The sequence below is a fragment of the Natrarchaeobius chitinivorans genome (assembly GCF_003841505.1).
GTDB classification, from domain to species: Archaea; Halobacteriota; Halobacteria; order Halobacteriales; family Natrialbaceae; genus Natrarchaeobius; species Natrarchaeobius chitinivorans.
Map to the genome: position 1 here is coordinate 50,530 of NZ_REGA01000024.1, position 7,941 is coordinate 58,470.

5 protein-coding genes and 1 pseudogene are annotated in these 7,941 nt (G+C 66.0%); 5 read left to right on the top strand and 1 reads right to left on the bottom strand.

The genetic code is table 11. From position 1 onward, the window contains the following. The first annotated feature begins 62 nt into the window (after positions 1-62). The 4 genes from EA473_RS19920 (at position 63) to gcvPB (ending at position 7,141) form a co-directional block, all read left to right on the top strand. The gene (locus tag EA473_RS19920) at positions 63-2,546 is read left to right on the top strand and encodes a heavy metal translocating P-type ATPase (RefSeq protein WP_124197379.1); all 2,484 of its coding nucleotides are present in this window, start codon (positions 63-65) and stop codon (positions 2,544-2,546) included. A 121-nt stretch (positions 2,547-2,667) separates the two neighbouring features. Next, entirely contained in the window at positions 2,668-4,017 is a 1,350-nt protein-coding gene (locus EA473_RS19925) for an AI-2E family transporter (RefSeq protein ID WP_124197380.1), read from the top strand. A 251-nt stretch (positions 4,018-4,268) separates the two neighbouring features. Further along, positions 4,269-5,606 (top strand): aminomethyl-transferring glycine dehydrogenase subunit GcvPA, encoded by a 1,338-nt coding sequence (gene gcvPA / locus EA473_RS19930; protein ID WP_124197381.1) that lies wholly within the window; start codon positions 4,269-4,271, stop codon positions 5,604-5,606. Next, positions 5,603-7,141 (top strand): aminomethyl-transferring glycine dehydrogenase subunit GcvPB, encoded by a 1,539-nt coding sequence (gene gcvPB / locus EA473_RS19935; protein ID WP_124197382.1) that lies wholly within the window; start codon positions 5,603-5,605, stop codon positions 7,139-7,141. The genes gcvPA and gcvPB overlap by 4 nt, the downstream gene beginning before the upstream one ends. Positions 7,142-7,343: 202 nt before the next feature. On the opposite strand, the gene EA473_RS19940 is transcribed toward gcvPB, so the two are convergent. Continuing rightward, complete coding sequence (locus tag EA473_RS19940) at positions 7,344-7,523, bottom strand: DUF7838 family putative zinc beta-ribbon protein (protein ID WP_124197383.1); 180 nt, start codon at positions 7,521-7,523, stop codon at positions 7,344-7,346. A gap of 257 nt (positions 7,524-7,780) precedes the next feature. On the opposite strand from EA473_RS19940, the pseudogene EA473_RS19945 reads away from it, so the two are divergent. Further along, positions 7,781-7,941: pseudogene (locus EA473_RS19945) on the top strand (IS66 family transposase); the annotation flags it as partial.

Consider the following 7,941-nt stretch of genomic DNA (forward strand, 5'->3'; position numbering starts at 1 on the left):
TGACGATCACTGAACACACGGATCACTGAACACACGGATCACCGAACGCACGGACATACACGATGACGGACGAACCAACCGCCGAAACCGGCTGCACGCTCTGTGACCTTCCGGTCGAGGGAAGCAACGTCGTCGCCGACGGGGAGCCGTTTTGCTGCGTCGGCTGTCGCGACGTCTACGACGCACTCGGCGACGTCGAAGACGTCGACGCCGACGACGTCCGCGAGGCTCGAGGGCGGGACCAGGCGGCGGAAGAACCCCCCTCGAGTGGCGACCCCGACCACGACGCCTCGTTCCTCGAGGTCAGCGGGATGTACTGCGTGACCTGTGAGGCCTTTATCGAGTCCGTCGCGACGGCGACCGACGGCGTCAGCGCCGCGAGCGCGAGTTACGTCACCGACACCGTCCGGATCGATCACGACCCCGACCGTGTTTCGCTCGAGGAGGTCAAAGACGAGATCAGTCGACTCGGATACAGCGCCTACGGCCGCGAGGACGCGGTCAGTCGACGGCGGGCCGACAACTGGGAGATGGGGCGGATCGCCGTCGGCGTCCTCATGGGGATGATGGTGATGCTCCAGTACGTCGTCCTTATCTACCCGATCTACTTCGGCGGACTGTTCTACGACGACCAGACGGCGGCGTTTCTCGAGGCGACGCTGGCGAGCCATCGCGCGACGCCGTTTTACGTCGTCATCGGTGCCCTGACGACGATCGTCCTCGGCGTCACCGGCAAACCGATCCTCCAGGGTGCGTACGTCGGGATCAAGACCCGATCGCCGAACATGGACCTGCTGGTCGCGATCGCCGCCGTCAGCGCCTACCTCTACAGCACGCTCTCGATCGCCGTCGGCGGACCGCACATCTACTACGACGTCACCGTCGCGATCGTCGTCATCGTCACCGTCGGCGGCTACTACGAGTCGACGCTCAAACGCGAGGCGACCGAACGGCTCTCGGATCTCACCGCGGTACAGGTCGAGGAGGCTCGCCGTGTCGGTGCCGACGGAGCGCACGAAGACGTCGACGTCTCGGATCTCGAGGTCGACGACCGAGTGCTGGTCCGGGCCGGCGAACGAGTCCCGATCGACGGCACCGTGGTCGACGGCGAGGCCGCGGTCGACGAGGCGGTCGTCACCGGCGAATCGCTCCCCGTCTCGAAGGAAGCCGGCAACGACGTCGTCGGCGGTTCGCTGGTCGCGGAAGGAGCGATAACGGTCCGCGTCGGTGAGGACGCGACGAGCACGCTCGATCGCATCAGCGAACTCGTCTGGGACCTCCAGAGTTCGAGTCACGGCATCCAGAAACTCGCCGACAAACTCGCGACGATATTCGTCCCGCTCGTCCTGGTTCTCGCCGTCGTCGTCACCGCGATATACCTATTCGTACTCGGGGCGGGCATCGCCGACGCCCTGCTCGTCGGGCTCACGGTACTCATCGTCTCCTGTCCGTGCGCGCTCGGGCTCGCGACGCCGCTCGCGGTCGCCGCCGGCATCCGCGACGCCCTCGAGCGCTCGATCGTCGTCTTCGACGACAGCGTCTTCGAGCGGATCCGCGACGCCGACGCCGTCGTCTTCGACAAGACCGGCACGCTGACGACCGGCGAGATGAGCCTCGTCGACGCCGACGTCCCGGCAGACCTCTTAGAGCGGGCGGCGCTCCTCGAGCGACGGTCGGCACACCCGGTCGGTGAAGCCATCGCCGCGGCGAGGCCGATCGCCGACGGCGGTGGACTGACGCCGCCCGCCGGGACGAGTTCGCAGGCGGCCGAGGACGAACCGTCGACGGCTGCGCCCGACGACGAAGACCGGGTCGAGTCCTTCGAGAGCCACCGAAACGGCGTCTCCGGCGTCGTCGACGGCGACGAGGTCGTCGTCGGACATCCGGACCTGTTTCGGGACGTGGGCTGGGAGGTTCCGACCGAGATTCTCGAGCGGGTCGACGAGGAGCGAGAAACCGGCCGAGTTCCGGTCGTCGTGGGTCGTGAGGGCGTCGCCGAGGGCGTCCTCGTCGTCGGCGACGAACTCCGGGACGGCTGGGAGGAGACGCTGACGGCCATCGCCGACGCGGACGCCGAGGTCGTCGTCCTCACCGGCGACGACGCACGGGCGACGGGGAAGATCCGCGAGCATCCGGCCGTCGACCGGGTGTTCGCGGGCGTCCCGCCCGAAGGCAAAGCCGAGACGGTCGATCGGCTCGGTCGCCGCGGGCGAACGGTCATGGTCGGCGACGGCACCAACGACGCGCCGGCGCTCGCGGCCGCCGACCTCGGCATCGCACTCGGCGGCGGGACGGCGATGGCCGCCGACGCGGCCGACGTAGCGCTGGTCGACGACGACCTCGGCTCGGTCGAAACCGTCTTCGAACTCGCTCGAGCGACCGATCGGCGGGTCAAGGGCAACGTCGGCTGGGCGTTCTGTTACAACGCGATCGCGATCCCGCTCGCCGTCACGGGACTGCTCAACCCGCTGTTCGCCGCGATCGCGATGGGCGCGAGCAGCCTGCTCGTCGTCACCAACTCCTCGCGCTCGTTGCTCGAGGAGTGATTTCGCCGCGTTAACGCGGAGGAGGCCAACAGTCGCCGGATCTACTGGGGAGCCACATGTCGGCGCACCGCCATCGGCTCGTATCACGGGACTAATTGGTCGGGGACACGTACCGCCCCTTATGGCTGATCGGACCGGTGCGAGAGGGTGGTTCTCCGACCGAACCGGGCTGACCGCAATCGCAGTCGCCAGCGGAGGGCTCGCCGCACTCATCGTCCTCCCGTATCTCCAGTACGTTCTACTCGGGGTCGTCCTCGCGTACATTTTGATGCCGGCCCAGCGCCGCCTCGAGCCGTACGTCGGTTCGATGGTGGCTGCGCTTACGCTCGTCGCCGTCGCGATTCTCGCTATCTTGCTGCCGCTCGCGTACGTCCTCGCGATCGCCCTCGGGGAAGCACTCGAGATACTCACTGCGATCCAGGAAGGGACACTCGGCGTCGAAGCCGTCGAGTCCAGACTCGAGACGACGGGATACGCGATCGATCTCGTCGAGATGTACGAGACGTATCAGGAGCCGATCGAGACCGGTCTTCAGGGGCTCGCGACCAGCGGGTTCGAGGTCGTCAGCGGACTTCCCGCAGTCCTCATCGGCCTGACGGTGACGCTGTTCGTTCTCTTCGCGCTGTTGCGAGACGGCGACGCGCTCGTGGCCTGGATTCGGCGGGTGCTGCCGGTCGACGACGAGATTCAGCAGGAACTCTATGCGGACCTGGATCAGCTCATGTGGGCGTCGGTGGTCGGCAACGTGGTCGTCGCGGCGATTCAGGCGGTGTTGCTCGGGATCGGGCTGGCGGTGCTCGGCCTCCCGGCGGTGATCTTTCTCACCGTCGCGACGTTCGTTCTCGCGTTGCTTCCGCTGGTCGGCGCGTTCGGCATCTGGGTGCCGGTAACCCTCTACCTGCTCGCGGTCGGACGTCCCCTCGAGGCGGGGGCACTCGCGATCTACGGCTCGCTCGTCAGCGCTTCAGACACCTATCTCCGCCCGGCGCTCATCGGGCGGACGAGCGCCTTTAACTCCGCGATCGTCGTCGTTGGCATCTTCGGCGGGATCGTCGTCTTCGGGGCGGTCGGCCTGTTCATCGGCCCCGTTATTCTCGGGGGTGCGAAACTGACGCTCGACGCCTTCGCTCGAGAGCGGGCCGACGGCGTCGGTGATCGCGGAGAAAGCGATGCTGACCCACTCGAGGCGACCGATACCGATACGGAGGGGGCGGCCGGAGCCGAGTCGACGGCGTCGGACCGGGCCGACGGCGATGGGGCTGACGACGTCGATCCAACCGGATCGGACGATGGTGGCTCTTCCGAGGCCGACGATCCGGCAGTCGAGACGACCGGTGCCACGGGAGTCGCCTCCGAAACGGCACGTCGCGATGAGCGTCCTGATCTGCCCTCGAGCGACGACGGGAGCGACGACCAACAGGCGGACGACCGCGACGACCCGTCGGACGACAGCCGAGACGGCACCGGCTGAGTCGGTGTCCTGAACCGGTTTCCTCAACCGATTTCCCGATCCCACAGACCGTTCACGGTCAATCCAGAAACAGTCGATAGCGGATCGAACGAGACCACGGTCGGCCGCGCGACGGCCGGTCGCTGATCGACGCCCGGCAGAAAGGATGCGTTCATTATTCCGGGGCCGCTAGCGACGACCATCGTGTCTGGGGCGGCCCATTCGCTCGAGAGGGGTCGATTCAGGCGGTCTCACGGAGCAACACTGCAACAATGAACGAATCAGATACGACGGGGAGTCCGTACGCTCCCCACACGACAGACGAACGGACGGCGATGCTCGAGGCGGTCGGTGTCGAGAGCGTCGAGGATCTCTTCGACATCCCGCCGGACGTCGCGTTCGAGGGAGAGTACGGCATCGACGAGCGCACGGAACGGGAGACGCGGCGACTTGTTCGCTCGATTCTGGATCGCAACGACGACCTCACGGAGTTGCTCGGACGCGGCCATTACGGCTACTACGTCCCCTCCGTCGTCGACCACCTCGCCGATCGCTCGGAGTTTCTCACCTCCTACACCCAGTACCAGCCCGAAGTCTCGCAGGGGTTCTTGCAGGCGCTGTTCGAGTACCAGTCGTTGCTGGTCGAACTCACCGGCCTCGAGGTCGTCAACTGCTCGATGTACGACGCCGCGACCGCACTCGGCGAGGCCGCCACGCTCGCGGATCGCGTCCGGGGTGTGTCCGGTCATCGCGTTCTGGTTCCCGACCTCCTGCTCGAGGGCCGGCGGGACACGCTCGAGAACTACGTCGCCGGAACGGACCTCGTCGTCGAGACGTACCCGACCGACGACGGCAACGTCGACGTCGACGAACTCGAGGACGCGATCGACGAGGACGTCGTCCTGGTCTACGCCGAGAACCCGACCGTCCGCGGGACGGTCGAGGAACGCCTCGAGACGGTTGGATCACTCGCCGGCGACGCCGACGCGCTGTTCGTCCTCGGGACCGACCCGATCGCGCTTTCGTTGCTCCAGCGGCCGGCGGACGTCGGCGCGGACGTCGTCGTCGGCGACGCGAGCGTCCTCGGGTTGCCGACGAGTTACGGGATGGGCCTCGGCCTGTTCGCGGTACGAGAGTCGTACCTCCGCCAGGTTCCCGGTCGGCTGGTCGGGGCGAGCGAGGATGCGACCGATCGGCGTGCGTACACGCTTACCTTGCAGACGAGAGAACAACACATCCGGCGAGAGCGGGCGACGAGTAACATCTGTACGAATCAGGCCTGGGTCGCCTTGCGGACCGCCATGCACGCCGCGGTGCTCGGACCCGAGGGCCTGGTCGACCTCGCGAAACGGGGTGTCACCGGGGCCGAAGCCCTCGCCGCACGCGTCGACGATCTCGAGGGTGTCGTCGCGCCGGTTCACGATCGCCGTCACTTCCGGGAGTTCGTCGCACGTGTGGATCGACCCGCCGACGCCGTCGCAGCGGACCTCGAGGATCTCGGTTTCGCGGTCCACGTCGTCGACAATCACGAGATCCAGCTGTGCGTCGCGGGCGTTCCAGACGATCGGATCGACGCGTTCGTCGACGCCTTCGCGGAGGTGGTTCGATGACGGGCGACGCCCCCGAACCGACCGGCGACGACCGCGTCCGGTACGACCAGGCACGGTACGTCGAGGACGGCCAGTACGAACCGCTGCTCTCCGAGAAGGACCTGACGCGGGTCGAAATCGACGAGAGCGACTCGCCGCTTCCGGACGATCTCACCCGCGAGTCGGTCGAACTCCCGAACCTCTCGGAACCCGAACTGGCTCGCCACTACACGCGACTCTCCCAGATGATCTACGGGATCGACAGCGGGCCGTATCCGCTCGGCTCCTGTACGATGAAGTACAACCCGAAGTTCACCGAGGACGTCGCGGCGCTCCCGTCGGCGAGCGTCCACCCCGACCGTTCCGAGCGGTCGGTCCAGGGAACTCTCGAGTTACTCCACCGGCTCCAGGAGTTCCTGGGACGGATCGGCGGAATGGACGCAGTCACGCTCCAGCCACCCGCCGGGGCGGCCGGCGAGTTCGTCGGGATTCGGATCGCATCCGCGTACCACGAGCACAACGACGAATCCCACCGCGACGAGGTCATCATCCCGGAAAGCGCCCACGGAACGAACTTCGCGACCGCCGCCCTCGGCGGCTACGACGTCGTCTCCCTGCCCAGCGACGACGACGGCCGGGTCGACCTCGAGGCGCTCGAGGCCGCCCTCTCCGAGAACACGGCGGCGCTCATGCTCACGAACCCGAACACGCTCGGGTTGTTCGAACGCGACATCACGGAAATCGCCGAGATGGTCCACGAGGCGGGCGGATTGCTCTACTACGACGGAGCGAACTTGAACGCCCTGCTCGGGCGCGCTCGACCGGGCGACATGGGATTCGACGTGATGCACTACAACGTTCACAAGACGTTCGCGACGCCACACGGCGGCGGCGGTCCCGGTGCCGGGCCGGTCGGCGTCGTCGAGGAACTCACCCCGTTCCTTCCTGCTCCCAGGGTACGCGAAGCCGTCGACTCGAGGGGCGGTGACGGGAACGAGAACGGCAGCCGCGGCGACGAGCCTGCGTACGAACTGTTCGATCCCGAGCACACGATCGGCACGGTCCACGGCTACCAGGGCAACTGGCTCGTCCTCGTGAAGGCGTTCGCGTACATCGCGAGGCTGGGCGACGGCGGACTCGAGGACGCGAGCGCGAAGGCGGTGTTGAACGCGAACTACCTCGCGAGCCGGATCGACTACGACGTCCCGTACGAACCGTTCCACCACGAATTCGTCGCCAGTGCCGGCGAACAGGACGCGGCCGACGTCGCCAAACGGATGCTCGATTACGGCGTCCACCCGCCGACGACCAAGTGGCCCGAAATCGTCCCCGAGGCGCTGATGACCGAACCGACGGAAGTCGAGAGCAAGGCCACGCTCGACCGCCTCGCTGCCGCCTTCGACGCCGTCGCCGGGGAGGGAGACGAGACGCTCGAGGCAGCACCCGAGCGGACGACTGCCAGACGCATCGACCAGACGTCGGCAGCCCGGAATCCGTCGCTGTCGTGGCAGGCGCTCGATCCCGATTCCGACGCGGACGGCGGCGACGAGAACTGATCGTCGGTTCCGCTGGCGGCGGTTAACGTGGATTTACGACCCCGAACTGGTAAGCCAAACGGATTCGAATATCGGCATGAGATCGTTTTTCGGCGACTGATACGGGTTGGAATACCAGGTCACCCGAGACCGCGGGACGGGACCCGGTCGCTTCGGAAATGACGGACAGCAGTCCGTATGAAACGAAAAGAGTACGAGTCGATTAGGCGTCGGCGCTCGAGTCGACCGTCGTTCCGTTGTCGCTGATGCGGACGAATCCGTACTCGCAGTCCGGACAGTGCCACTTGACCTTCTCGCCGAGGTGGAGCGTCGTACTCGCAGCACGGTAGAACGTCTGCTCGTCCCCACACACGGGGCAGTCGTGGTCGAGTTCCATGGCCATGGTCGACGATAGCGAACGCACGGAGTTTAACCTACTGATTTCGTCAGTCTCCTCGAGAAACATCGCGACCGGCCGTCGGTACGTGGGTTCGGAGTTTACACGAAGGGTATGTGTTTAGCCCGAGCTGATTTCGGTACTGTCTCGTAGGAAGCGTTCAACGGACGCGATATGAACAGGCAGCAGACATCGGATACGACTCTCAGGGATGGGCTCCGCAGCGGAGTCCATCCCGTTGCCTCTGCTGTCATACCTGGTTGGTGGAGTCTGTGAACGCAGACGATTTCACCAAAGAAGAGCTCTTTTCTCGGTTGCTTCAGCTTGAGCAGCGGGTCGAAGAACTTGAGCAAGAAAACAAGCGGAAGGACAAGAAGATCGATCAGTTGCAAGAGCAACTTGACCAGAAGGACGAGCGGATAGA

What these genes read in the sequence shown, in the direction of transcription:
- gcvPA (WP_124197381.1), top strand. Translation starts at nt 4,269, where the DNA reads ATGAACGAATCAGATACGACGGGGAGTCCGTACGCTCCCCACACGACA.
- gcvPB (WP_124197382.1), top strand. Translation starts at nt 5,603, where the DNA reads ATGACGGGCGACGCCCCCGAACCGACCGGCGACGACCGCGTCCGGTAC.
- EA473_RS19925 (WP_124197380.1), top strand. Translation starts at nt 2,668, where the DNA reads ATGGCTGATCGGACCGGTGCGAGAGGGTGGTTCTCCGACCGAACCGGG.
- EA473_RS19940 (WP_124197383.1), bottom strand. Translation starts at nt 7,523, where the DNA reads ATGGCCATGGAACTCGACCACGACTGCCCCGTGTGTGGGGACGAGCAG.
- EA473_RS19920 (WP_124197379.1), top strand. Translation starts at nt 63, where the DNA reads ATGACGGACGAACCAACCGCCGAAACCGGCTGCACGCTCTGTGACCTT.